19 protein-coding genes and 1 pseudogene are annotated in these 25,717 nt (G+C 53.6%); 1 reads left to right on the plus strand and 19 read right to left on the minus strand.

Features of this window, described 5'->3' with window-relative positions; translation table 11 throughout:
* Positions 1-18: 18 nt before the first annotated feature.
* From ABIE29_RS17775 to ABIE29_RS17815, 9 genes and pseudogenes are all read right to left on the minus strand, one after another.
* Positions 19-1,344, minus strand: a complete 1,326-nt coding sequence (locus ABIE29_RS17775; RefSeq protein WP_429619977.1) for a hypothetical protein — start codon at positions 1,342-1,344, stop codon at positions 19-21.
* Positions 1,344-2,603, minus strand: coding sequence for a hypothetical protein (locus tag ABIE29_RS17780; protein ID WP_429619978.1), 1,260 nt, complete (start codon positions 2,601-2,603; stop codon positions 1,344-1,346). Before ABIE29_RS17780 ends, ABIE29_RS17775 begins: the two co-directional genes overlap by 1 nt.
* A 23-nt stretch (positions 2,604-2,626) precedes the next feature.
* Complete coding sequence (locus ABIE29_RS17785) at positions 2,627-3,376, minus strand: hypothetical protein (RefSeq protein ID WP_429619979.1); 750 nt, start codon at positions 3,374-3,376, stop codon at positions 2,627-2,629.
* Between the two features lie 190 nt (positions 3,377-3,566).
* Positions 3,567-3,794 carry a HupE/UreJ family protein gene (locus tag ABIE29_RS17790; protein ID WP_429619980.1) on the minus strand — a complete coding sequence of 76 codons (228 nt, stop codon included), beginning with the start codon at positions 3,792-3,794 and terminating at the stop codon, positions 3,567-3,569.
* An 855-nt stretch (positions 3,795-4,649) separates the two neighbouring features.
* Complete coding sequence (locus tag ABIE29_RS17795) at positions 4,650-4,982, minus strand: NADAR family protein (RefSeq protein WP_429620017.1); 333 nt, start codon at positions 4,980-4,982, stop codon at positions 4,650-4,652.
* Positions 4,969-5,298, minus strand: a complete 330-nt coding sequence (locus ABIE29_RS17800; RefSeq protein ID WP_429619981.1) for a hypothetical protein — start codon at positions 5,296-5,298, stop codon at positions 4,969-4,971. Before ABIE29_RS17800 ends, ABIE29_RS17795 begins: the two co-directional genes overlap by 14 nt.
* 542 nt (positions 5,299-5,840) lie before the next feature.
* Positions 5,841-6,452, minus strand: a complete 612-nt coding sequence (locus ABIE29_RS17805) for a hypothetical protein (RefSeq protein WP_429619982.1) — start codon at positions 6,450-6,452, stop codon at positions 5,841-5,843.
* A gap of 15 nt (positions 6,453-6,467) precedes the next feature.
* Positions 6,468-6,887 carry an AHH domain-containing protein gene (locus ABIE29_RS17810; protein ID WP_429620018.1) on the minus strand — a complete coding sequence of 140 codons (420 nt, stop codon included), beginning with the start codon at positions 6,885-6,887 and terminating at the stop codon, positions 6,468-6,470.
* Positions 6,873-6,962, minus strand: a pseudogene (locus ABIE29_RS17815) (RHS repeat-associated core domain-containing protein); the annotation flags it as partial. The gene ABIE29_RS17810 and the pseudogene ABIE29_RS17815, both read right to left, overlap by 15 nt.
* Positions 6,963-7,127: 165 nt before the next feature.
* On the opposite strand from ABIE29_RS17815, the gene ABIE29_RS17820 reads away from it, so the two are divergent.
* A complete protein-coding gene (locus tag ABIE29_RS17820; protein ID WP_429619983.1) occupies positions 7,128-7,271 on the plus strand; it encodes a SymE family type I addiction module toxin in 144 nt (47 codons plus the stop codon).
* A 55-nt stretch (positions 7,272-7,326) separates the two neighbouring features.
* Here the strand turns inward: ABIE29_RS17820 and ABIE29_RS17825 are convergent, their stop codons facing one another.
* The 10 genes from ABIE29_RS17825 to tssH form a co-directional block, all read right to left on the minus strand.
* Complete coding sequence (locus tag ABIE29_RS17825) at positions 7,327-7,704, minus strand: hypothetical protein (protein WP_429619984.1); 378 nt, start codon at positions 7,702-7,704, stop codon at positions 7,327-7,329.
* Positions 7,705-7,706: 2 nt separating this feature from the next.
* Positions 7,707-12,479: an RHS repeat-associated core domain-containing protein gene (locus ABIE29_RS17830; protein ID WP_429619985.1), complete on the minus strand. Its 4,773-nt coding sequence runs from the start codon at positions 12,477-12,479 to the stop codon at positions 7,707-7,709.
* 18 nt (positions 12,480-12,497) lie between these two features.
* The gene (locus tag ABIE29_RS17835) at positions 12,498-12,917 is read right to left on the minus strand and encodes a DcrB-related protein (protein ID WP_021804814.1); all 420 of its coding nucleotides are present in this window, start codon (positions 12,915-12,917) and stop codon (positions 12,498-12,500) included.
* A 22-nt stretch (positions 12,918-12,939) separates the two neighbouring features.
* A complete protein-coding gene (gene tssI / locus ABIE29_RS17840; RefSeq protein ID WP_429620019.1) occupies positions 12,940-14,949 on the minus strand; it encodes a type VI secretion system tip protein TssI/VgrG in 2,010 nt (669 codons plus the stop codon).
* A gap of 295 nt (positions 14,950-15,244) precedes the next feature.
* Complete coding sequence (locus ABIE29_RS17845; RefSeq protein WP_429619986.1) at positions 15,245-16,633, minus strand: VasL domain-containing protein; 1,389 nt, start codon at positions 16,631-16,633, stop codon at positions 15,245-15,247.
* Positions 16,634-16,693: 60 nt separating this feature from the next.
* Complete coding sequence (gene tssM, locus ABIE29_RS17850) at positions 16,694-20,227, minus strand: type VI secretion system membrane subunit TssM (RefSeq protein WP_429619987.1); 3,534 nt, start codon at positions 20,225-20,227, stop codon at positions 16,694-16,696.
* A gap of 31 nt (positions 20,228-20,258) precedes the next feature.
* Positions 20,259-21,653 carry a type VI secretion system protein TssA gene (tssA, locus tag ABIE29_RS17855; RefSeq protein WP_429619988.1) on the minus strand — a complete coding sequence of 465 codons (1,395 nt, stop codon included), beginning with the start codon at positions 21,651-21,653 and terminating at the stop codon, positions 20,259-20,261.
* A 5-nt stretch (positions 21,654-21,658) separates the two neighbouring features.
* Positions 21,659-22,324, minus strand: a complete 666-nt coding sequence (gene vasI / locus ABIE29_RS17860) for a type VI secretion system-associated protein VasI (RefSeq protein WP_429619989.1) — start codon at positions 22,322-22,324, stop codon at positions 21,659-21,661.
* A 2-nt stretch (positions 22,325-22,326) separates the two neighbouring features.
* Positions 22,327-23,109, minus strand: a complete 783-nt coding sequence (locus ABIE29_RS17865) for a helix-turn-helix domain-containing protein (RefSeq protein WP_429619990.1) — start codon at positions 23,107-23,109, stop codon at positions 22,327-22,329.
* Positions 23,106-25,709, minus strand: coding sequence for a type VI secretion system ATPase TssH (gene tssH, locus ABIE29_RS17870; protein WP_429619991.1), 2,604 nt, complete (start codon positions 25,707-25,709; stop codon positions 23,106-23,108). Before tssH ends, ABIE29_RS17865 begins: the two co-directional genes overlap by 4 nt.
* Positions 25,710-25,717: the final 8 nt, after the last annotated feature.

Here is a 25,717-nt window from a genome sequence, read left to right on the forward strand (position 1 = left end):
TGGCGGCTCTGTTGGCGATCACGGCAGCGTGGCCATCTCATACATCAGGCCATCGCTATTGCCCAACTCTCGATAATAGTATTCCTGGGTTGAAAAGCGGAACAGGCGGTTACGCCAGCGATCAAACTGCACGCTATAGTAATAGCTATCAGGCAGTTTTTTCATTCTGAACCAGTGCTGGCCACCATCGGTAGAAACGGTCATATGCCGCGGATCGTTGAACGCTTTCTCCATCATCAACAGATTATTGCCCGCATACAGCTTACCTAAGCTCTTTCCGCCGGTTTCCAACAGCGGTTGCAGCGTGCCATCATCCAGCAACCGGTTCAGGCTATAACGCTGCCGTGGAAACTGGCGCAAGACAAAATCAAAATCCCCCTGCGGGGTGATGTCGGCCGCAACGATATCACCGGCTACCCACTGGCTGGACTGGACCCGTGCAGATTTAAGATTGAAATCAAGCAGCAGTGAACCGACCAAATCATTACCTTCTCCGGTCTCTTTTGGCTGATTATTGACAATAACCCGATCGCCACCGTTATAGTACCAGTTGGCCTTATAGAAGGCAGGATCAATCCCGCGCTCGATTAATAGCTTGGACAGATCGAATACCTGTTGCCAATGCTGGCCGAAATCGCCCGACCGATAGAGTTTGCCCTTCTGGACCAGCAGCACACTCTGCGCCTCATAGAACCCCAAAAGTTGATAGGTATTGTAATGTTCGGGTTCTTGCCACTGGGGTAGCCAACGCCAGTTACGCCCGCCATCGGCCGAATAAAAGACGGCATCCTGGCTATAAGAACTGGCGCCAAACACAACCAGACAATGCCCCTGGGCATCACACTGTTGCTCTGTCACGTAGCCCAAAAAACGGGCGCTGACGCGCAGCTTGCCATTCTCTTCGATGATGAGTTGGCTAACCGGGATCGTGACGCTGCCATAGTTCCGGTTCAGGGCTGCTCCACGGCCAACGTTTTCCTCCAGCATCAAACGGAACATGGTGGTATCAGGGGATATCTGCAGGTTTAACAAGGGGGGGCCAATGTCTGCCAGCACATCGATCTGCAGCGTATTATCGTAGTGATAGATCCGCGCATTCTGGTCACTCTCAGTTTCCGTGATCCTGGTCTTGATCGCATCGCTGATACCCGTTAGCAGCACTCCCTGCTGAAAACTGCTCAGGCGCGGATCTCTCATGACTATAGCAGGCCGTTCTGCCTGATAGTTTCGCTGCCACTGCCAGCCGGGGGCAAACCCAGCATAGCCTTTGATATAAAACATCACCCAGGAAACAATGACTCCCAAGGCCAGCAGGATAATGCGTGTTAGGCTATTGGTGAGCATTAGGGGATTTCCTGAATATAGGGCTTGCCAACGTCGCGCTTTTTAAACAGCATCAACTGATGGCGGGCAAAGACAAAACGCGCCGCCCTGAGCGAGTTCCTGCGCGTTATCCAGATACTGATCTCCACCAGCAGCATAATCGCACCAAAGATCATGATGCTTGCAAAACCACTGAGATAGAGCATGTCTGCGGCTTCCAGCCAATCCCACTTATCCGGCACACCTCCCTGCTCCCACCACGCATACAGGATGCTAAATAACATGAGCACCAATATAAACAACCCGAAGCCGAAAATCAGTTTATACATCAGCTTAAGCTGATGAAAAGAAACGGCTATCCCACCAAGTTTGAGATAGGTACTGCCATCCCGTTCATTACACATGCCCAGCACTGAATTATCTTGCTGATTGATCACTAGCATCAGCGGATCTTCGGCTGCCAGGAAGAAGGGATGTTGCCGATAGAACAGCGGATTGTGATCGTCCATCACCGTGTTAATTCTGCAGCGAAACTGGAACGGCACGTCGTTGCAGCTAAATTGGTAGTCAATAAAATCCCGGCGGTTATTGCCACTGCCACTAGAACTGCGGCGGGCGCTGACATTGGCAGCTTCTCCTCTCACGCTGGTCAGGGTGACTTTATCGGCCAACAGCAAATCATTCGGCTGCAGTGTATCGAGGTCGTTATCTTGTTCATTGCGGGCTTGCAGCGAAAGCGCGCCGCTCCCCGGCTTGGTTAATAACACAGTGGTGCTACGGCATAGGGATGTATCGCCTTGTTTCACGCTCTCAAACCCTTTTAACAGCCTGCGCGTATGACTGCTGGTTCCCACCTTCAGCGTATGTAACGAAGCCTTAAACCACCAGCAGCCAAAGAGGAAAAGACAAAGCAGCAGCAGCATCACCCAAATATTTGGCAACTGAAAATAAACCACCGCTGAGAGCACTATTAATATGATTGCGCCTACCAACCTCATCAGCGCAGCCGATTTGTTAATGTCGGCCAGCTTCGGTTGCAGCTCCCCCTTTTCAGGCGAAACCAGCCAATGCAGCCAGTAGCTGCCATCGTCCAACTGATGAGCACCGATATACACACGATCCCCCGATACCAAACGGTATAACACCTTGGCATCGACAAACTGTCTGCTGTAGGTATAGAACACCTTGTCACCGGCTAAAATGCGCCGCAGCTTACCTTCTGTGGGCGCGTTAAGATCGTGGCGGATGAAGGGCAGGTCGTAGAAGCCGATTTTTTTCATGATTGGTAATGTCCGGGCGCGGATTAAAAACGATGTTCGAGCAACTTATCCTGCTCTACGGGATAGGCTTTACCATCGAACTTGAGCTCGACGCGGGTCTTGGCAACGACTTTGTTGCTTTCCACGCAATCCTCCCCTTTTCTGCTCGCCCCCTTGTGCGTCGCTATGGTCTGTAGCTGCAGATCCTGGAAGCCGTTATGTGCGCTCTTGCCAAGCGCCAATGCGCGATTGGTTGCGGCGAAATCCCCGGCACACTGGCCATCCCACTCACCGCTATATTCATTCATGGTCAGATTATTAAGCACCAAAGTGACTTGCTGATCTTGCAGGGTATAGAGGTTAAGCCGTTCGATGCTGATGGGATTGACCGAGGAGGAGCCGCGGTGGATAAAACGCACCCCGAAGGCGCGTATCGCCGGAGACAATTGGTAGCGCGCAGTGTCGATGGTCACGCTGCTGGTATAGATAGCGTCATCCATAATCGCCCTGGGATGATATTTGCTGGCCAACACCTTGCCGGACTGGCTATCGACCACCAAAACGGCGACGTCATAGTCGGTAAAATCGGGTTGGGCCTCCTCCTTGGGCTCCAGCATCAGCACCGCAATGGTTTTATCCGGGGCATAGGGCCACACCTTGCAGGTGGACAGCTCGGTATTCATGGTCACTTTGGCGGCGAAGGGTTTAGCCAAATCGGTAAGGAGGGACTGACAATCGGCCAGAGAAGAAAAAGAAACCAGGCATAACGCCAGTAAACCACTAACCCTGTTCATAGCAACATTCCCTGTAACTTTTGAATTAATTCATGTTGTTTAAAAGTAGTGCGGTATCAAGCGCACTTAGTTAGCAGGGAATCTAACTATAAAACAGGCGCAAATCCAGCAGCTCGTTATTTTTTAAGATAATAGCTGGCAGCTATCGCAAAGACACTGCCAGCAAACCGTGGTGAGTAAATTGATAAACTTAGATCACACCGCTGAGCAGGCCGATCCCCAGCAGCGATGAACCACCGCCAATCACCCGCGCCCAGCCGCTATGCGTGGACGAAGACGCCAGCAGATAGCCGATACCCAACCCAGCCACGTGCAGCATCGCCGTTGCAATCACCATACCGGAAAGCGCCGCCACCGAATGAGAAAGCTCCGCGCCGTGGGCCAGGCCGTGGAAAATGGCAAAAGCGCCGATAATCATTTTCTTGCATATTTTCCTGGCTGGACTTATTCGCGCACGCATTTAAATAACAATAACTCTCATTATCTTTTAAACAAAAATCCTAATACCATTAAATAAATCGCCAACCAAACAACAAAAATAATAATGTATTACCCCTGCCTGGTTTTGTAACAATGAATCCCCCACTGCCTCAGCATAAGCTTTACGACACGGTAAAACGTGATGGGTATAGAAAAAGTTGGGGTGAAAAAATGTAACGTACTGTTTTTTTGTTTAAAAACTTTATTGCAAGGTCATCGACGGGGGCGCGCTTGGTAATGGTGTTGCAGGATGCCTTTTACCGGGTTTTGCGTACACCTGTGAAGGCTAACGGGGGTTTGGTTATCATACAATCCCTTGTGGATTAACCAATAAATGGTTTTGCTGATACGGCTGTCACGCGCGCAATGGGGGGTTATTTTGCACGAGACCAAAACAATATTGTGCCGATGTTGGATTTAATTCACCGACCTCCTCTAATCCTTATTCATTAGGGATTAAAGTAACCTGTATTAAAAACAATTAAAGTATAAGATATCTCTTTGTTTTATCTAGAGTTCATATTCATTATGGAAGAGAAGAAAGATTAAAAAAAACCAGGGTATGTTCTCCGGACATTATATACGAGAGCTACTTATCCTTTAAGCGTTAAAGAAGAAAGTCTTCAGTATCCGCCTGATCGACGGCAATAAACGAGCTGCATTGCTGCCGACCATGGTACATTTCTCGATCAATAAAGCGCCATTCCGCTACCAGGACTTGATAACGCGAATACCACCCAGTAACCCTATCAACGGCTTCGGTGAGCTACCGCAGCCATTCACAAACAGTATCCTATTTATCATCGGTGGCACCTCCAAGCGTGTCCCTTACCACCATCAGCGCGAAGCCGAGCAAGTTTGTTCCGTTCCACCTCAGAGGGTTGGCTGCACGTTCGTCGTCCTGCGCCAAGCCGATGCCCCAGACACGGTCGACTGGGCTGGCCTCAACCAGCACACGTGCGCGAGTGTCGACAAGAAATGCGCCCAGCTGTGGGTGCTGGCTAAACTTGTGGAGGTTGCCTTCGCACACCAATTCAAAACAGTGTGCTTCCCACATTTGCTGATTAAAGCCAGCGACCTCCCTGCCGAACCTCTTCGCTTCTGCTGGCGATTTAGCGTTCAGAATGCGGCTCTTCTAAATAAGCACCTATATTTCTAGGATCTGGCACATTTTGGAACCAAACACTCGAGCGCGGCGTCGATAGTTCAATAAGTTCATTATTAGCAAATCCTAATGACTTGGTTTTTTCAGCCATCGAAACAGGGAACCATTCATGAGCTCCACCGCCATTACGTAACGCATCAGTTACACCAGTCTTTGTGGCTTTATTAGCCATTGCATCTTTGACATCTTGAACAGTAGCAGAATCAAACCATTCACCGAAACTAATGTTACTTTGATTCCAAGGATAATCAGCCGCCGCTAATCCCAAAGGATCCATAGAACCCAACGGATTATGAACATATGAGTACGGCCTTCCCCCCCCCCGCCAGCCCTATCGGGTCTGGCGTCAGATAGCAACCCACCGGTAAATAGTAGCATCAACTTCGTCTGTAAAAACCAAATGCTTTGCATCGTAGTCCGTATGCTACCGCCCTACCTTGATGATTTCATCTGCACAAAGTTATTGTAAATCAAATGGTAATGTAGATACAGATTAATTGAGTCAGGGGAATGCCCCTATAAAGATGTGGGCTGAGTACGATTAACAAACTTTACCGTCGCGGACATACAGCAGCCTTACCACGTAACTACTGACGATCAACGTGACGCACTGTACAGCTCGCGCTCTGGAGTTACAAAAGGAACTTTTTCTACATTATCTCGTAAAATTGAAAAAATCTTCTTCAATTAAGACAATTAATGGATTAGTAACCTCGTTGTGCAAGGCAACTAAAGTTTAACAGAGATGCGTTCATAAAAAATGGGAGTTTCAGATAGAAACTCCCAGAATAAACAATTAAAATATCATTTATTACATTTTTAGTTACTACTATAAACATCAACTAATTTCATGTCACTTTTAAAATATATTCGCCTTAAATTACCATCATCCATATACTCTAGATAAAGCGTAACATATGGTTTTAAGCCATTACTTGCTACAGATATGATCTCTGATACGTTGTTCTCATTATAAATATAATGATATCCGAAGTATTCATCATCATCAGTTACAGAATAACACTCTAAATAGCGACCCTTGCTATCAAAAAATAGCTGAGTTAAAGCTCTAAAATCACCTCTAAAATCCTTCATTATGCCGATTTTATGATTGACAGAACTTATAATATACTCTTCAGCTTCAATCACTCCTCTAGAATTATAACTCACAATTCTATCTATCTCTGGCCGTCCAAAATAACAATATGAATTATTTTTATTTTTTGGCTCTTTTGTTAACATTTTATCTGTTTTATAACCAGTTAACTCACTATAAAACGGAATGAGACTATAAGCTCTTGATTTAGACCATGAGACAACATTACTATTAAAGCTACATGACGCTATTTTATTTTCTAGAAACTCATGATCTTCCAATTCATTTTTTAGTTGATTAATCTTTTTATTCATTTCATCTATTATCTTATCCATGTATCACCTCTAAAATCACACTGGCATTTTTCCATTTGCCAACGGGAATATCTTCCCATTAGATAATTCTGTTTTGATATTTTTCAGAGCACTAAAGAACTCTTTATCCGTCTTTGAACTTATCAACTTATCATAAACATATTGTTTATATGCTTTACCATGGACACCATTACCTTTATGGGCTGTAGTTAATGTATCCGTTATCCTATCATTTTTAGTATTTGGCAGCCAAATACCGTTTCTTTTATCATTGATGTCAATATTCAAATCATCCATCAACTTTCTCAAGTCTTTCATTTTAGGATCCGTAGAATTCGACATAACAATGTGGTGAGCATCATGCTGCCCTCCCCCTAACGGTTTCGGACCTAAATTGTCGGCTAACTTTCTCGCATCAGAGCAAGTTGAAAGACCGAATGGATCGATCGAGTCTATAGGGTTCTTAACATAACTATAAGTATTCTCGCCCCCCGCCAGCCCTATCGGATCCTGCGTCGTAAACCGGCCTACCTCTGGGTCGTACTACCTATTTAGGTTGTAATGGGTCATAAAGTTTGCATCGTAGTTCATACGCTACCGCCCTTCCGTGATAGCTTTTATCTGCACAAAATTATTGTAAATCAATTGGTAATGAAAACATAGACTGATTGAAGCACAGTCGTATCCCCTATCGGCGTGGACTGGGTACGGGATAACGGTAAGCTGTATCTGGCAGGAGACTGGCTGACGCAGTGCGGCCTGACCGGGCAACCACTGGCGATCAGCGTGATACCCGGCAAGGTGATGATTCGGGTTAAGCAGAGGAATATACAGGCATAGCAGCAGGATAAAAAACTGGAAAGATCCAAAGGTGACCTTTCCAGTTTGCACTTTATCAATCACTAAATACAAAGCTTTCTTCAGCTAGATTGTGATCTTTTCTATACTGTTCTTCCCATTCAAAATAATCTTCTGGTTCCTGAGAGCTAATGCCTTTTTGCCAATATTGCTCTCCATAGGCTAACTCCATCGCCCAATGATATTCCAACTCATGACACCGAACAACAATCGCCATATAACCATCTAGTGCATTATTTACTAAAGGCGAAGCAAACATAAGAGATATTGCTTCATCTTCTGATTTATTAGCATATTTCACCATGATGGCTTTTATTATTTCCACCCACGTATGAAAATTAAAAATTATATTTTCCGTCGGTTTTTTATCATTAACAAACAAAATGTGATCAACAATCTTATTTTTATCCATCATAGCTAACAACCTTTAACTTTGAAGCGATCAAACAGCGCTGCTGCTTTATCTGAGAAAATTGCCAATTGACTTCCTCTGCTTGTTGGCGATGCTCCTCTTCTTACTGCACCTGGATTCCCTACCATAGGGCCACTTACGCCATCATAACCATGTGAAAGAGTACCTTTACGGCCTTGGGTAACAAAATCAGCCCACTCACCATTAGCAGAGTCAAACACTTTAATATCAAGTTTGGCAAGTTCAGAGTTTGGAATATCAAACTGGGTAATCGTCGGATGGCTACGGGAGTTAGCCCACTCAATAGCTTGAGCTTTATCCGTTGTCACATAAAACCCACCTTTACCGGATGAGTTAAAATCTAGCCCCTGCCGCCCTCTTGAAGGATCAATCGGCCCCTTAATATCCCCAGCATGGTAGAACGTTGTAACATCTTCTTTTGCTGATAACCCTAGAGGGTCAACCCACGTTAATGGATTCGGCCCATACTGATAAAGATTCATCCCCCCCGCCAGCCCTATCGGGTCAGGCTGGGTGAAGCGCCCCATCACCGGATCATAGTACCTGAAGGTGTTGTAATGCAGTCCCGTTTCTCTGTCAAGGTATTGGCCCTGCAATTTCAGGTTCTGCGCCACTACCGCGTATTGCTTATTCTCCTCCTTGAACACCTCTCCCCACAGGCTGGCATATCCACGCCAGACTATCCTGCCCGCTTCATCAGTAAGCTCTTCCGGCATCCCGTTCAGATGGTTATGGTAGTAATACACATCCACTGAATGGTGCGTCTTCTCTGTCTCCGCATCTTTATAATGGAACGTGTCGATCCTCGCCAGCGGTTCATAGCTGAAGTTGTTATAGGTATACAGGACGTTGTTTTTCGGTTTGTCACTGGTGTGCTCGCCACTGAGCACCATCCCATTCCAGTAGAACGTCGTGGTTTCTGGTTCAGGGACCGGGGTATTTTCTATGGCTCGACGATACAAAACTTTGTGCGTCCGCCGCCCCAATGCGTCATAGCGATATTCCGCATGGGTAAGGTCAGGGTGATTATCGAACCGCACACCTACCAGACGATGCTCACTGTTGTAATCGAAGTGCTGCCTTATCCGTTTACGTTCATTGATGCGCACAGCAAGGCGGCCAAAGGCATCATAGCGATAAGTATACCCCTCGAACTTCATGACCCGGTTATGAACCACCATCGGTGACGTACGATCCAGGAGGTTGGCCGCTGCGTCATACAGATAATCCGCAGAATCATAGCCTTTAGCTTTACCGACGATCTGGCCTACCGGATCGTAGTGGTATTGCTCATCCTCGCGTGGCCCATACTGGAACGGCCGATCGCTATTCCCGTAATTAACAATTCGTTCAACCAGATTGTCGTGGGCATCATAACCATAACGTTTATCGATAACCGGAGCAAAGACGGTGGCACGGGAACCCAGGCGAGTGATATTCGCCACAATACGACCGCTGGCGTCATACTCCGTCTGCTGCTGGAGATCGCCCTGGGTACGACGAACCTCCCGGTGGAGTCGGTCACGATCGTACTCAGCTAGCACCCAGGTCTGGTCATCCTCAACCAGATTCGTTTGCTGCAAGTGTCCACTGCCGTAATAGAGATGACGAAGCGCGCGGCCATCCGGTAGCACCGTGCTTAACAGATTTCCCAAAGGATCGTAGTGATGCTGATACTGACCGCCATGGTTCTTCTCGCCGGTAAGTTGCCCCTGATTGTCGTAGCTAAACACCAGCGAATCCATGGTATCAGGTTCACGCTGTTCAACAGCGGCCTGCGCCCATTCGGCTCGGGTAAAACGAGTGATCGTGATCCCCAACTTTTCGTAACGGTATTCTGTGCGACTGTCATGGGTCATCTTGACGCGTAGCCGACCAATAGCATCGCGTTCAAAGTGAGTAAAGATAGGCGAATACCGTAACGCAACCGCTTCACTGTCCGGGAAATGTGCCAGCGCAACCAACTCGCTTAACGCGTTATACTGGTATTGCTTGCATTGGCCACTCAAATCATATTCGGCCGTTAAGCGGTGAAGCGCATCATACTCAAACCGATATGCCTCTCCTTTTTCATTCGACAAACGGATCAGTCGACCTAGAGTATCGTACTGGAAACGTACACTCTGCTGTTTGGGATCCCAACGTTCGGTGACCTGTCCACGACGGTTACGGGCAAATCGGGTGATATCCCCCGCCGGGCTGATGACTTTTTCCAATTGGCCTGAAGAGTCATACTCGAATTGAGGTTCGCGCCCATCTGGCAGTTTCTGCTTCTCCAACAATCCGCCAGCGGTAAAATGATACTGGGTTGCAGCCCCACTTGCGTCGGTAACACGCTGCAACCGTCCCCACTCGTCATATTCCACACGCGTCATATAGCCGGAGCAATCCGTTTGGCGGATCACCTGCCCGCGAGAGTTGTACACGTAGTGATTTTCGTTACCCTTGGCATCCACCAGACGTATCAGGTTACCCAAGTCATCGTAATCATAACGGGTGATCTGTTCGGCAGGATCAATGGTAGAGATCAGATCGCCACGTGCGCCATATTGGTAATACCAGGCGCCACCGTTAGGCAATATTCGCGAACGAGGGAAAGCAAAATCCTCATCCCACTCAGTGAAGAGTTTTTCATTTTCAGGGTTGATACTGGCAGTGAGGTTGCCACGGTCATCATATTCAAAACGGTAAATACCGCTCTGCGGGTCCGTCGCGGAACGCAATTGTCGCTTTTCATTCCATTCAAACTGCCAGCAGTGACCATAAACATCGGTATACTCGGTGATCTGGTGCTGAACGTCCCAGCGCCGTATGCTTGTTCCGACTCCGGTTTGATTGACGCGCAAAGTCCGTTGCGGCAAATCATATTCCAGTTGATAGGCTTCCAGGCACTGCTCACCATCCATTAGCCAGTGCTCTGCAATATAACCCTGCTGTTCAGGGTCGCCCTCATCCCGCAGCTCGTCCGGTACAGTCAACCATTGCCAGCGGTATCTCGCCTGTAATCCGGTAACGAACTGGTGCATGATCATCAGATGGTGTTCAAGATCATAGGCAAAACGACGGGTAATTCGACCATCCGCATCCTGAACGGTCACTAATTCTCCGGCGTCATTGTAGCCATATTCCACCAGAACACGTTCGTTATGCTCATCGCTCTGCTGGCAGACTTTATGTAATCGCTGCGCATGATCTGGGTGGTAAAGGAGCTGAACCGATACCGCCTGCACCTCGTCATAAATATGCGTCAGTTGCCCATCTGGATTATAGCTGTAGGTCAGGCTGTTCTCATGGCGATCGAGGGATTTTGCCAGTCGCAGCCGGTTGATATGATGAGGATCGGCTTCAAACAGTTGATAATCACCGTCCGGGGTTTCACGCAGGAAGATGTTATTGAGGCTGCGGTACATCCGGAAGCCTTCATCAACATAGTAGAACGTGCTACCCAGCGCCATGATCCCCAGCGGCAGATCACGTCCAGAACGATCGGTATAGATAACCTCATCTTCACCCGGAAAACGAGTCGAAGGTTCCAGGCGTAGTGAAACCTCAAACGGAAGCGACCAACCACGCCCCAAAATACTCGAGTTCGCATTACGGCTGTTATATATACGTTGCCAATACAGCGGATATTGCCCTTGCAGTACAAAGTCACGATCCTCTTCGCCGTATAAAACCTTGGCTCCAGTGGCCGCATTCACCGGGTTCGAGACAGCGGAGGCCGCCTGACCAAGCGCGCCACCCAAAGTACTGCTCACTCCAACGCCGATCGCCGATCCAATCGCCTCCGATGCGAGGGTACAACCTACTTTCTTAAGGCAATTGCGCAACCCTCCACTGAGCAAAGCACGTAATCCCCCGGCCAACAGGCCCACCCCGGCAGAGCCAATAATCTGCCCTAAAAAATCTGCTATCGGGTTTTTACCGCTTCTTATGTCACGCACTACCACGCTACCGCCACCAATACGCACCCGTGGCGCACCGTGGGTATGTTGGATCACGGCTTCACAAGTACTTCGGTCGCCATTGCGGCTGGCGGGTTGGCTGTTGATAAGAACTTTTTTCGACCCTTCCGCCAGGTATAATGGCCCGCCAAAGGCATGCCATTTGGTGCAGACAATCAGGTCTTGATCTTTGGGGGTTGCTGCAGGATCTTTGGCGGCGGCCACCGGGGCTACAATGCCATCCCAAACTCCCTCCCAAAACCCTTTTTTGGGTTCGCCATTATCGGGTGGGGGCGGCGCAGTGGGTTCCGCTTTATTCTCGCTGAACAGGGACATGATCATGGAGCCCGCAGCCATTGCCATACCCGGTGGCGACAACATAAACGCTTTTTTCGCCACGCCTTCGGCGATCGCCAATGCTTTGTTTTTCGGTGGATTACTCCGTTCTTCCTCGATCAGAGCGTAAAGGCGTTCATGCGGAATGCTCCCTGCCGCACGGGCTGAGGGCAGGCTTTTGGTCTTCACATTTGGCGATCCGGTCGTAATGGTCGCATCCAGCGAGGTCCCCCCAAAAAATTCACCAATACCGTCAGAAACGGCATCAATCGCCTCCCCCAAGACAAACCCACCGACAGCACCGGCAGCCAGCCCGACCGCCAGCGCAGCACCTCCCGTCGCCGCCGTCGCCGCCACTGCCGCCAAACCAATGGCGGTGTAAATAGCGCCTTTAACTACGCCACTAATCACATCGGCCAAAAGTGAAGTATGCGCTAATGTGTCATTTTGTTTTGCTGCCAGAAAGTCCCCAGCCATGATGCTATCCTTTGCAAATCAGTGAAGAACGAGGCTATCGATAATTCCCTGCCAATGGGCAAAATCAGCTTTAGAAAAAGCCCTGGGTTGTGAATAGGCCATCACCAATAGTCGGCCTTGCGCTTCGGTGAATAGCAGGCACTGGTACATCCGCTGCCCCTTCTGATCGAACTCACAGTGCGCTTGGTAGGACTGGCGTTGTTCGTCAGGGCTGTTTACCGTGACCTTTTTCCGCTCATCCAGCAGAAAGTTTTTCATGGCATGTTTCAATTGCGCCATCTGCTGGTCGTAATACCCCTCTAGCGATTGCCCTTCCATCAAACAGGCACGAGTAACCACTAGAGCAGCCTGCAGTTCCTTGAATTTTATTATGTTAATGCTTTCATCTTCGAAGCCATTTGTCAGGCTAAAACAACCTTCCTGGATCTGATATTTCATTTTTCGTCCCTTTCAATGCTTATTATTTTTTAGGTGGTGAGAAAATGGCTTTAACGGCAGCTTTAATCGCCGCAGCGTCAGGGCCAGCTTCAGTACCCGGCCCACCACCATCCATATTCAGATCCAGCACCCCCCCCGTCGTAAGCTGGCCATTGGCAGAGCCGTAAAAATTAAAACTTTTACAAATCAAACTGATATTACCGCCAGTATCCAGTTCAATCACCGCATCACCACAGACCAATCGTATACCTGTCGCGGAAGAGAGCAGCAGAGGGCCTTGTACCGCCTCCTCCCGCTTACCTCCAATTATCGTGGTCTGATCCCCTTGTACTGCCACACTGTGATTGGCGCTAACCGTTAAGTTATGGTTCTGAATCACGGTAATAGTCTGATCCTTCACAACCGTTTCGGTATGATTAGCCATTACTGTTGTGCTTCTATCATTCAGTACTATCGTCTCCATATCCTTCTGAGCATGGAGATGTAACCCCTCCCCCCCCTTGGCATCCTCGAACCGCAATTCGTTGAAGCCCTCGCCCTTATGCGTCTTGGAGCGGAACGCCATCTGGGTCTTGCTGGCAGGCAGCGAACCCGGCGGGATATTGTTGGCGTGATAGGTGCGCCCGGTGACGATCGGCTGGTCCGGATCCCCATGCAGGAAATCCACCACCACTTCCTGGCCGATACGTGGGATGGCCAACATCCCCCAACCCTGCCCGGCCCACGGCTGGGTGACGCGGATCCAGCACGAGCTGTTGTCGTTGCTTTTACCGTAGCGATCCCACAGGAATTGCAGGCGGATACGGCCGAACTCATCACAGTAGATTTCCTCCCCGGCTGGGCCCACCACCATCGCGATCTGTGGGCCGTCCATGCTCGGTTTCGGCATCGGCGTCGGTCGCCAGGTTTGGGTGTGCGGCAGGAAGACGAACTGGTTGCTCAGCGTGGTGCCCTGCCCACCGGACTCCTGCTCCAGCGCCTGAGGCTGGCTGCCGCTGTGCTGAATGCTCAGCAGTTGCCACGGGTGGTTCAAATCGCTACGCGGGTGGCTGGTCAGCGTAAACAGCAGGCCCGGTTGCAGGGTAAAGTCGTTACTCTGCCCATTCCCCAGGTTGGCATCGTTGCGCAGGGCTTCCAGGCGGTAATGGGTAAAGGCCTTACCATGCTGTTCGTCTTTGAAGCGTCCGGGGAAGTCGAAGTGTTCGTAGTCTGGCCGCTGGTTTTGCAGCTCGCTGGCCTGCTCATTAAAGGCCGCCGACCACTGCGGATTTTTAAAGGTGTAATCCTTCAACTCCACCACGGCGGTGCGCACCTGCGCGCTGCGGGTGAAGGTGGTGACGCACAGCTCCTGCGCCTGAGAAGCCACGCCCGGGTTATACGGCAGCACCGCGCCCTGCGGCAGGGTGCCCACGTCATCGGTATACACCACGATGTTCTTGCCTTCGGGGTATTCGAAGTAATAGAACATCCCCTCTTCGGCGGCCAGCCGCTGGATGAAGTCAAAATCCGACTCCTGATACTGCACGCAGAACTCACGGGCCGGGTGCGGGTTGCGCAGGCCAAAGGCAAAATCGGTGATGCCGTTCTCTTTCAGCAAGGTGGTGATGATGTTTTCGATGCTCTGCTGTTGGAAGATACGCGAGTTGCGCCGCAGCGTGGTGCGCCACAGGGCCGGGCGGATCACCATGCTGTAACGGGTCTGGTGCAGGCCGGTATCGCCCTGTTCAAAGCTCGCCACCATGCCGGTGATGCTGCGTTGCAACACCCCTTCACGCTTGATCTCCAGCGTCGCATCCTCATCCAGCACCGCGGCAAAGTCGATGGCCGGATCGGCACTGGCCAGGCCTACGTTCAGCACGAACGGTGAGGAGAGCATCTCGGTCAGGCTGAAATCCACCACCACAAAGGTCTGTGGAGGCAGGTTCGCCGTGAAGAGCGTAAACTGTAACCCGCTCGGGTCAGCGCCGCCCAGCAAGGCACTGGCAGCCGAGGACACCATCGCCGTCGCGCTACCACCGCTGGCAAAGCTCATCGGCTTCACGCCCGCAGATGAGGCCATGCCCGCGGCGCTGCCACTGCTGACCATGTTCTTCGGATTGATGCCTGCGGATGAGGCTATCGATCCGGCCTTTTTGGCAATATCCGCCGCCTGCGATACCACCTTGCCCGCCTTGCCGCCTACAGCGCCAGCCGCGGCTCCCACCATATCCACCACCTGATCGCCACTGACTGACGGCGTCTCCGTGGCCACAATGTTCTTCGGCTGCACGCCCCCCTTGGGGGCGTTTTTCTTATCATCAGCAAACATATCTTTTCCTTCCTGGAGGTTAGCGGGCAGATGCTGCCTGCTGCGTTAGTTGGTGATAACGACTGAGCAGTGCATTCCAGCGCTCGTCTATCTGCTTGAGCAACACCGGCGAAGCCGGTTGTTGTTGTTCCACCGAAACCGCCAGCCGCCGCAGCAACTCTTCCAGCGGCGTTTCACGGTTCAGTTCACTTTGCATCTGATAAACCTGCGTTTTCAGATAGGAAAGCGTCAGGCTGCCGCGCGTTTGTTCCTGTTCAAGCAACTTGTCTGACAGTGCCTGCAAGCGCTGCTGCACCTGGAAATAACTGCTGTCGGCCCGCTCGCTGCCGAGCCGCGCCTGTAGCAGCCGTTGCCAACGCTGGCTTTGGGTTATCTGCTCCGGATCGGTCGGCCACAGCTGGTTGGCCAGCGCCACCGAGGCATCGGCGGTACGCAACCCGGCCACAGGAGAAAGGTTTTCCAACTGGCTCAGTTGCTGGCCGTAGCCGTCCAGGGTAGGTTGGGCCAGCCAGAGCTGCACTGAACCTTCTGGGGTGGCGGCCAGCCCCGTCAATCGCTCCTGCATCGGTTTGACCTGCATCAGGTAAACCGCCCCGGCAACCACCAGGCTGCACAGCACACCGCCGCCAAAACCCCAAGCCGCCGCAGCGCGTTTGGCCGCCTTGGGGACGGCCGGTGGTGGTGGTGCAAAACGCACTTCCACCTTGGGCAGCGGTTGTTCTTTTGGCTGCGGCGCAGGTTCTTCGTAGGCCGGCGGGGGTTCATGCGCGGCCGGTTTTGCCCCGGAGAAAACGGTGCGGATCGGCTCCGCTTCAGGCACCGAGAGATACACCATCGGCGGCATCTTCAGCGGTTGCGCTGGCGGCTGTTTGGCCGCTTCATGGGCAGCCTCTAACCGTTTGGCGGTGTTCTGCATCAGATACAGCAGGTTTTCAATACGTGGCACGCGCTTGAGCTCAACCTGCTGCAGTTTGTCGCACAGCAGCTGTAGCGCCCTTTCGGCACGGTACACCAGGCGCAGGTCGTCAATGCCGAACTCATGCTGGCGCAGTTGGCTACCGACGCGGGCGTTGAACCACTCCAATATTTCCGAGCGGGCCTGCGGCTGTTCTGGCCACAGCTGCTCCCATTGGCTGACCACCATGCCCGCCAACAGCTCGCAACTTTCGGTAAACCCGGCCAGCCCGTGCTTTTGGGTTCGCGCCAGGGCGTAGTACACCGTGGTTTGCAGATCGACCCCGTTGGTGCGGAACAGCGTCAACGCCAGCGACTCAATCAGCCGCCAGTTGACCTCTGGCCGTGCCGGGTGGTTGATCTTGTTGATCTCTTCGCGAATGGCGCTGAATTCCGGCCAATGACGCGGATCGCCACCGGTTTGAATAATGATATTTTCTGAGGCTTCGCTCATGCGGACTCATCCTTAAAGCGTCCCTCTGCCAGAGGCGGCAGAGAGACGGAATAACAACGATTAATACAGCGTGTCTGGCAGGGTGAACTTGCTGAATAGACCACCCGCGAACGGGTTGTCGGACTCATCCACATGGATGCGGTAGGTCATCTCACCCCCGTCCACCTTGAAGCGGACGTCGAACGAGTTGGTGCCGACGTTGGTCAACTCACCGGCGTTGATCAGCCGCAGCTGTGCCCAAGGGCCGCTGAAGGTGATGCTGCGCGGGGATTTGCCGTTTTCATCCGGGACCAGCGTTACCTTGCTCTCTACCCCGGCCCGCATGGAGTTAGGCCAAACCAGACGCACCATATTGCTGCGGCCATGGGCATAGTCCAGCAGTTGCCCATCCAGGTTCAGCACGCTGCGGCGTTTGTTGCCGCTCAGCACCACCGGCTCGATGGCGAACTGGGTGCCCAGGCCGTTTTGTGCCGAGAAGAAGGTTTCGCGGATCTTCTGCGCCTGCGCCAGCTGTTGCAGTACGTCTGGGCGGATTAACAGTTGCCCGTCGCTGCCGCTGCTCAGGTTGTTATCCACGAACGGCTTCAGGTTCTGCTGGTAGAAGCTATCCAGGGTGCCTTTCGGGCCGAAGAAGCGTTCAAACTCGCTCAGCGGCACGTCCTGCTGCGATTTAGGATCGAACGGATAACGGCCAGCCAGGTAGGTGTGATACTGCTTCACCACCGTCTCGTTCCACTCGACTTCCAGCGATTGGATGGCTTCCATCATCACGACGCGCCAGGCTTGTTCGGCCAAATCCCCTACCCAGCGATTCAGTGGTTCCGGCAAGTTTTTCGCCAACTGCTGAACCTCGAAGATCGGGTCGCTGCTGTTTTGATCCAGGCGCAGCTGTACCGCCTTCATGGCCGCTTTACCCGGTGCCGGTGAGTTTTGGATCGCCAACAGGTAACGGTGCAGTTCGGTCAGTTTTTGATAGACGCTTTGCAGCACGCTGCCTTTGTCACCGTTCTCCACCAGCGCGCCGGTTTCTGGCGCGAACTCGCGGTTGACGCGGCCCAGCAGTTGATAATCGGATTTTTGCAGCAGTTCCTGGCGCTCTTTACCCTGCAACGCATCAGGCACCGCAGGCAGCCGGGTGTTATCACTCAGCGTCTGCAAGGCACGGCGGAAAGGCTGCTCGCCGCTGATCACCTGCTCGATGGCGCTGATCGCCTGCGGCAGATCTTCAAACTCACCGACCGACAGGTTATTCATTGCCGCACGCCAGGTGGCGGTATAGTCACCGATATACTGCTCGGTCACCTGCCGCTGGATCTCTTTGCGATCCGCCTCGCTATACTCGACGTTTTTGCTGAGATTCAGCACCCAGCTGTCCATCACCGTCAGATCCACCAGTTGGTCATTCTGCTTGGTGAAGTAGTTCTGCAAACCGTTGCGCGTCAGGAACTGCGGCACCACCAGCAGGCGATCGTTGTTGGAGACAAAGATGTCGTCAAAGCTGGCACCGATCTGATCGCGCAGGTTCAGAGCCGGGGGCAGTGCTTCCTGTGCCTTGATGCGCAGGTTCTGGTACACCCGCTGATAAATCGACAGCTTGCTCAACTCACGCTGTGCCAGCTGGATCGGCTGGCGATAAGGGACAAAGTTCTTGATGGCAACCTGATCGCCACTTTCCCGCGCGGCATGCCAATCGGTGTGCTTGAGCGCATAGTCCAGATGGCCCATCAACTGCTGTTGCAGTTCGCGCTGGCCGTTAAACTGCTGGCTCCAGCGATCGCCCATATACTGTTCCACCAGCGCAATATTGCGGCCACTGCCGTCTTCCAGCATGCGCATCACGCGCAGGATTTCGAGTTTCTCTTCGCTACCTGGCTGTGCGGCATTCAACTGTTCCAACAGGCCACTCATCAACGCCGGAACAAAGCGCTGCTGCAACAGCTGCAGATAGGTGCTTTCCACATAAGGGCCGATGTTGTTGCCTTGATATAACCCCATGTCCGCCAACAGGCTGTTTCGTTCATGGTAGTTGCCGTAAGCCAGCGTGGCGTCACGGATCGGGTTCAGCAACGGCAGTTGCAGGTTGCCATAGCGATCGTCACCCTTCGGCGTCGGGATGGAGAGGAAGGTTTTGGCCTGGGCAAGGACCTCTTGCCCGGCACGGTAGTTGCTCTGATAGTAGTATTGCCAGCAACCCCACAGCGTCAACGCCACCGCGGCCCCCACGCAGGAGAACACCATCAGGCGTTTTCTGGAGTTACGCAGCCACAGGCCGTTTTCACCCGCCAGATTCGGTTCCGCCAGCAACACCTGGTTAAACAGCTCTTTGGTGAAGTACGGGGTAGTCTCGGCGACCGGCCAGGTTGGGAAGGCCTGCGGCGAAAGGTGATACTGCACGGCCGCAGACTGGGTAAATACGTCATCCATCTGTCCACGCTGTTGGGCAGACGTCAGGTAGATACCGCGCAACAGCGGCTGTTGATGATCGCCGCTGTAGAGGATCCCCTCCAGCAGTTGCACCACATACTCTTGCAGGCCCTGCATCTGGCGGGTAAAGCTGAACAATTGGCTACGTTGCCCGGCATCGACGCCGTTGAGCATCATGTCTGGCATTGCGCCGTTCAACTGGGCGATCCATTGCTGCCAGAACTGCTGCAACTCTTTACGCCACACCTCCGGCTCGGCGGCGTTCAGGCTGAATGTCACCCCCAGCACCGCTTCGCGCTGGGCCTTATCCAGCGTCTGGTACATCGCTTCAAACCCGTACAGCAGGTCCAGTTTGGTAAACACCACGTACAGCGGCAGCTGGCTATGCAGCGCCTGGCGCACATCCTGCAAACGCTGATGGAGGCTGGCAACCCTATTTTCGCGCTGAGCCTTGTTCGCCGTCAGCAGTTGATGCAGATCGACGGTGAGGATCAGGCCGTTCAGCGGCTGGCGCTTACGGTGTTCAACCAGCCAGTTCAGTAGGCTTTGCCACAGGCGGCTATTGAGCGCCGCTTTGCCCACCACCGACAGCGTTGGCTGCTCGATCAGCTCACCCGCCGGATCGATCAGCACCGCTTGTTCACCCAACCAGCAGCGCACGCGCAGCTCACCGGCGTCTTCCACGCTGGTCAGTTCCGGGCTGGCGATTTCGGTCAGCTTGTAGCCTTCTTTGATCAGGGTGCTTTTGCCGCTGTTGCGGGTGCCAATCACCATGTACCACGGCAGGCGATAGAGATAAGCCGGGGTATTCAGCCGCCGTTGCAGTTGCTGCTTCCAGACGCCCAGATACTGGTTCTGCTGTTCGATATCGGCCAGGATCGGATCGTCAACCTGCGTTTTGGCCTGCAACTGCAGTTTTTCCAACTGCTGCAAACGCCGCACCATTTTGAAGGTGAGCCAGCAAACCGCCAGCAGCACCACCAACGCGGTGACCAACCAGCGGCTCAGCAAAGGCTCGAACGGCTGGTAATCCTTCAGCTTCCATTCCGGCCCGTAAATCCAGACCCAAATCAAGCCGATACAGGCCAACAACGCCAGCACCATCGGTACCGAGGCTTTGATACGCGGAATGGCTGGCCGGGCAAAATGAATAAAAGAGGGCAATTTCATGCGTTAACGCTCCTGTTTCCTTCCCTGGCCATCACGGCTTGAGCTGCCGTTGTTTGTCTGTCAGCAAAGCGATCAACGCCGGTTCCCATTCGCTTAGCTGCACTTGCTGCCCCACCTGTAACAGGTTGGAGTAGTGCTGCTGTGCCAGCGCCGTCATCCCCGCTTTTTCCAGTAACTGGGCGCTGAGTAATTGCAGGTAAAAACGGTCCCTGGGTTCGGATTGCTGGGATTGCCGATCGATCATCTGTAACGCGGCTTCCAGTCCTTGCTGTTGATAGCATTGCCAAATTTCATCCTGTTCAATAGTGTTACCTCCCCCTTTGGTACCCGTATCCTGCTGTAACCAGCTGGCAGATTCAGGGGAGAGGAATGGCGTCATATCGGTAAAATAGAGGGCGGTTAACGCTGGCATCCGCTCGATAAAGGCGATCAGCTCCTCGCGTATGGCCTGTGCAACCCCTGCGTATCCCAGCCGAGTAGCGATCTGCGCCGAAAGCGCATGGCCATCCAGCCAGTACGGTGCCAGCGCCAGGCTCTGTTCTACCTGTTGCCACAGGGCCAGATCCGCAGTGGCCACGCGCCCCAGGTAATCGGCCATGCGATCGACAGAAACGGCTGCCAGCGGCGTGCGCCCATCGGCCTGCGCTATCGGTGGCGCGGTCAAACTGCCCCACAGGGCATGGCGACGCAGGCGGAAACCAATGGCGGCCTCCGGGTGCAGTTCACACAGCAAATCTGCCATTTTCAGCAGCGTTTGCCGCCAGGCTTTATCGCTGGAGTTATCAATGCTCAGGCTGGGGCTGATCGTTCTGCTGGCAGAGGGCGATGCCGATGCCGAACCAGACTGAGGGCGTTCTTCCTCCTCAACCACCGGTTCAACGGTGCGGGTAGGCAACCGCGCGTAGCTGGTACGCAGGCCATCCACTTCTTGCGCCAGGGCCGGTTCATCGCTGTGCCAGACCTGGGCCAGATGCGCCAGCAGACCTTGCACATCCTGGCGCTGGGCATCCGTCGCCCGTTGGCTAAAGCTGCCGCTGGCGCTGTCAAAGCGCTTGAGGATCTGCTGGGCAAAGCGGCGCTTATGCAGCGGGTTCAACGGCCAGGCGCTGGTCCAGAAGTGCTGCACGTAAGCGGTCAGCAAGGAGATCGCCAGCATCAGGTCGCCCGGTTCGCCGCCGTGCTGCAAGGTACGCAGCAGGTGCACCACCAAACGGAAGTCTTTGCTTTTTTGCGACAGTAGCGCCATCGCCTGCTGCTGAAGTTCATCGATATTCAGCGAACTGTGGGTCAATGAGCCCACTTTGACCATCTGGCTGTCGATATGCTCCCATTGCGGATCGTCATCGGCCAACGCTTTGGCGGTCTGCTCGGGCGTCAGCGGTGTCAGCAATAATGCATGCCAGGGATGTTGTGACGTGCTATCCATAGTCCTCACCAGTGGCAGGCGTTACGCAGCGGTTTCAGCGCTGGCGTTAACTGTGAAATATTAAAGGTCAGACGGGGTAACCCGCCGTTGGTGCCGTCGATCGTCAGCGTCTGCGCCGACATCAACCGCTTGATCTCATCAATGCCAGCCAGGCCCCGGCTGGATTCCAGCAGATAGCCGTTTTCACGCAGGAACCACTGCACGTTGAACCGGTCGCTATCCGCCGTTAGCGTTACCGCACCGTCTTTTTGCGGCCCCACCAAGGCGATCTGCAGGCGGGTAATGTTGTCGATGCAGCTCAGCATCAGCACCGGCCTCGGTGGCGGCACACCAATCGCTGGCGTGGTCAGCACCACCTGCGGGTTGTTGCCCTGCCCTTCGCTTATCAGGAATGCCGTCGAGTGATCGCGGCGGCCTTTTTCCTGCGCCATGGCTCGCTGCCAAGCAGGCCCGGCTTGTACCTGGCCTTTGCTGTCGCCGCTGGCCGCTGACAACGCGTTGTCGTAGCAGTCCAGACGCACCAGCGGCGAGTTTTCACTGCGGCAGTTCATCAGCAGCGCCAACTGATGCGCATCCCCTTCGGGCTGCGACAGCGAAAGGCCGCTTAGCCACTCGGTGGCTGAATTGCTGCCGGAAAGCAGTAACGAACCGATCAATAACCACGTATTCATAGCTAACACCTGTATTTCGACAACTTGTAACCCAGGGTGCGCGGCGTGATCCCCAGGCTGTCGGCGATGCGGTTTTTGTCATTGCCGTAAAGACGCTGGCGCTGCGTCAGTACCGCGGCTTCAAACGCCTCCACCGCGCTGGACAGGTCATCTATCTTGCTGTAATCGCGTGATAGCTCTGGCGAGGTGGAGACGTTGGAGGTGCTCAGCGAAACCATCAGCTCATCCAACTGTTTTTCACGCACCTTGAACATCGAACGCAGTTGAACCAGTTGCGATCGCAGATGCTCCACCTCTTGCAGTTTGTTGAGACGATGCTGAAAAATCTGGCAATAGATGGAGAACATGCCGCGGCTGTCTACAAATCGCTCGATCTCTTTGGCAAACACCGCAATCACTCCGCAAGCCCGCCCCTGAAAATCAAACAGCGGTACGCCATACATGCTGCACCCGTTGGGCAACGCCTCAATAAAGCCGCGAAAGCCGTCATCTTCGATGCGCACCCCGCGATTGAGCGCGTACCAGACTTCGGGCGCGCCATTACGCAGCACCCGTACCAAAGGGTGGTTGGTGTCTTCGATATCGGCTTCCAGTTTCACCGTAGCACGCCGGTTGGCATCGGACAGGCGGAGGCATTCCAACTGCCCCTCGCTGGCGTTGAACATCGCCACCATCAAGCCGTCAAACCCGTGACGGTGGTGATCCAGCGTCAAAAAACCATGGATCAAATGTTCGACCGAATCGTTTTCCAGCAGCGCCAGTAAGCATTTCAGCCGTTGCCTCATAGCGCCTCCTCGACCTGTGCGGTAAACGCATTTCCCTCCGTGGCAATGCGGATATGGCCGATCGCCGTACCTGCCGCCATTTTTTGCAATAGCAGTAGGGAAACCGGTGGCAGCAATGCCCCGTCAATAATCGACTCCAACATGCGCGCCCCGTTCTCGGCACGGGTGGCACGCAGCAGGATCTCTTCGATCACTTCAGGCTCGATCACCACTTCGGCGTTAAAGCGCTGGCGCAGCAGGTTATCCAGGCGTTTGAGCTTGCCGTGGATGATGGTTTGCAGCGTGTCCTTGCCCAGCGGCAGGTAAGGCACCACTTCCATACGCGCCAACAGGGCCGGTTTGAAGAAGGCCGCCAGCTCGGGGTACAGCAGTTCGCCCAGCAGTTCCGGCTGTTCGGCGTGATCGACAATGGTCTGATAGCCCAGGTTGGAGGTCAGGAAGAACACCACGTTCTTGCAGTCGATGATGCGGCCTTCGCCATCGGCCAGTTCGCCCTTGTCGAATGCCTGATAGAACAGGTTGAGCACGTCGGGATGGGCTTTTTCGACCTCATCGAGCAACACCACCGAATAGGGTTTCTGGCGGATGGCTTCTGTCAACACGCCGCCTTCGCCATAGCCCACATAGCCCGGCGGTGAACCGATCAGGCGCGAAACGGTGTGTTTCTCCTGGAACTCGGACATGTTGATGGTGGTGAGATAGTGGCGTCCGCCGTACAACAGTTCGGAGATCTGCAATACCGTCTCGGTTTTACCGACGCCACTTGGCCCTACCAGCAGGAAAGCGCCCATTGGGCGGCCCGGACGGCGCAAGTCGGCCCTGGCGGTCAGCAGATGCTGATGCAGGCAGTGGATAGCCGTTTCCTGGCCTTTGATCTGTTCGCCAAGATACGTGGGTAGCTCGGTGACCACCGCCAGTTCGCTCTGCGACAGGCGGTTTAACGGCACGCCGGTCCACTCGGCGATCACCGCCGCGATCTGATGTTTATCCACATGTGGGGAAACCAGGGTTTGATGCTGTTGCAACTGCTCCAGCTCGGCACCCAGCGCCGCCAGGTTGGCCACCTGTTCTTGCGTCGCGTTTTCTTCCTGCGTCAGCAGCTCTGCCCGCAGGGCGATGATCTGCTGCACCAACTGCTGCTGGGTTTGCCAACTGGCATTCAGATCCGTCAGTTGCTGTTCGATCTCAGCACGCTGTTGCAGCAGCACCGATAAACGCTCATCCGGCTGGCTGAGGTTGAGGCGCTGCTCACGCTCCAACATCTGGATTTCCATCGCCTGCTGGTGCAACTGTGTTTTCAGTGCCGAGACCTGGCGCGGGGCCGAAGTCAGGTTGATCGCCACCCGCGCGGCGGCGGTATCGAGCACGTCGATGGCCTTGTCCGGCAGTTGGCGGCCAGAGAGATAGCGATCGCTAAGCACCGCCGACGCCTGTAGTGCCTCGTCGTCGATCAGCACGCCATGCGCCTTCTCATAGATAGTGCGCAGGCCGCGCATGATCACCGTAGCCTCTTCAGCACTCGGCTCAGAGACTTTCACCAGTTGGAAACGACGCGACAGCGCGGCATCTTTCTCAAAATACTTTTTGTATTCGCTCCAGGTGGTGGCGGCGATGGTTTTCAGCTCACCGCGCGCCAACGCCGGTTTCAACAGGTTGGAGATGTCCAGGCCACCCTGCTGATTGCCCGCGCCGATCAGCGTATGGGCTTCATCAATAAACAGGATGATCGGCGTGGCCGACTGGGCAACTTCCGCCATGATCCCCTTGAAGCGCTTTTCGAACTCGCCTTTGACCGCAGCACCGGCCTGCAACGCGCCGAGATCCAGCGTCATCAGTTCGCTGTTGCACAACTTTTCCGGCACTTGGCCGTCCACGATGCGCAGCGCCAGGCCTTCGATCAGGGCGCTTTTTCCTACGCCAGCCTCACCCACCACGATCGGGTTGTTCTTGCGGCGGCGGCACAGGATATCGATCATCAGGTCGATTTCCTCATCGCGGCATAGCACCGGATCCAAGGTGCCTTTACGGGCCTGCTCGGTCATGTTGCTGGCATAGCGAGCCAGCAGGCTTTCACCATTGGCGGCGGCAGCGGCGGTTTTATCGCCCGCTTTCGCTACCCGGGGGGCTTCTGCGGAATCTGCGGTCCAGTCAGCAAAGTTCTGGCGCAGCAGCTCACGGTTCACTGGCGATAACAACCGGCTGGCCGCCGGTGTGAGATAACGCATAGGGCTTAACAGTAAGGTCAGCAACATCACCCCGCCACGCAGCTGGCCGTGATCCATTTCGGCCGACGCCAATAACCAACTGTCCTGCAACCACTCCACCAGCAAAGGGGAGAAGCTGGGATAAGCCTGAGTGACCGACTGATAGCCGGAAATACGTTGATCGAGCGACTCACGCAATGCGTCAGTATCCACGCCAGCATGATTAAGGATCACCCTGACGTCGCTTAAGGGGCTGGCGACCATCTGCATTAATACCTGCGAGACCGTTACCTCCGCTTCCTGCAGGCTGACGCAGTGTGCCGCTGCGGCCTCCAGGGCATGGCGGGCGATGGGATTAAGGCGGTTTACCAGCGTGGGCAAGTCAATTTGAATCATCTGTGCTT

Origin of the sequence: Serratia sp. 2723, assembly GCF_050434425.1 — a bacterium.
In the GTDB taxonomy this organism is placed as follows: Bacteria; Pseudomonadota; Gammaproteobacteria; order Enterobacterales; family Enterobacteriaceae; genus Chania.

Bases quoted from the DNA above. Each gene is read 5' to 3' on its own strand.
- ABIE29_RS17775 (WP_429619977.1), bottom strand. From the start codon at position 1,344: ATGCTCACCAATAGCCTAACACGCATTATCCTGCTGGCCTTGGGAGTC.
- ABIE29_RS17780 (WP_429619978.1), bottom strand. From the start codon at position 2,603: ATGAAAAAAATCGGCTTCTACGACCTGCCCTTCATCCGCCACGATCTT.
- ABIE29_RS17785 (WP_429619979.1), bottom strand. From the start codon at position 3,376: ATGAACAGGGTTAGTGGTTTACTGGCGTTATGCCTGGTTTCTTTTTCT.
- ABIE29_RS17790 (WP_429619980.1), bottom strand. From the start codon at position 3,794: ATGATTATCGGCGCTTTTGCCATTTTCCACGGCCTGGCCCACGGCGCG.
- ABIE29_RS17800 (WP_429619981.1), bottom strand. From the start codon at position 5,298: ATGGATCCTTTGGGATTAGCGGCGGCTGATTATCCTTGGAATCAAAGT.
- ABIE29_RS17805 (WP_429619982.1), bottom strand. From the start codon at position 6,452: ATGGATAAGATAATAGATGAAATGAATAAAAAGATTAATCAACTAAAA.
- ABIE29_RS17825 (WP_429619984.1), bottom strand. From the start codon at position 7,704: ATGATGGATAAAAATAAGATTGTTGATCACATTTTGTTTGTTAATGAT.
- ABIE29_RS17830 (WP_429619985.1), bottom strand. From the start codon at position 12,479: ATGGCTGGGGACTTTCTGGCAGCAAAACAAAATGACACATTAGCGCAT.
- ABIE29_RS17835 (WP_021804814.1), bottom strand. From the start codon at position 12,917: ATGAAATATCAGATCCAGGAAGGTTGTTTTAGCCTGACAAATGGCTTC.
- tssI (WP_429620019.1), bottom strand. From the start codon at position 14,949: ATGAGCTTTGCCAGCGGTGGTAGCGCGACGGCGATGGTGTCCTCGGCT.
- ABIE29_RS17845 (WP_429619986.1), bottom strand. From the start codon at position 16,633: ATGAGCGAAGCCTCAGAAAATATCATTATTCAAACCGGTGGCGATCCG.
- tssM (WP_429619987.1), bottom strand. From the start codon at position 20,227: ATGAAATTGCCCTCTTTTATTCATTTTGCCCGGCCAGCCATTCCGCGT.
- tssA (WP_429619988.1), bottom strand. From the start codon at position 21,653: ATGGATAGCACGTCACAACATCCCTGGCATGCATTATTGCTGACACCG.
- vasI (WP_429619989.1), bottom strand. From the start codon at position 22,324: ATGAATACGTGGTTATTGATCGGTTCGTTACTGCTTTCCGGCAGCAAT.
- ABIE29_RS17865 (WP_429619990.1), bottom strand. From the start codon at position 23,109: ATGAGGCAACGGCTGAAATGCTTACTGGCGCTGCTGGAAAACGATTCG.
- tssH (WP_429619991.1), bottom strand. From the start codon at position 25,709: ATGATTCAAATTGACTTGCCCACGCTGGTAAACCGCCTTAATCCCATC.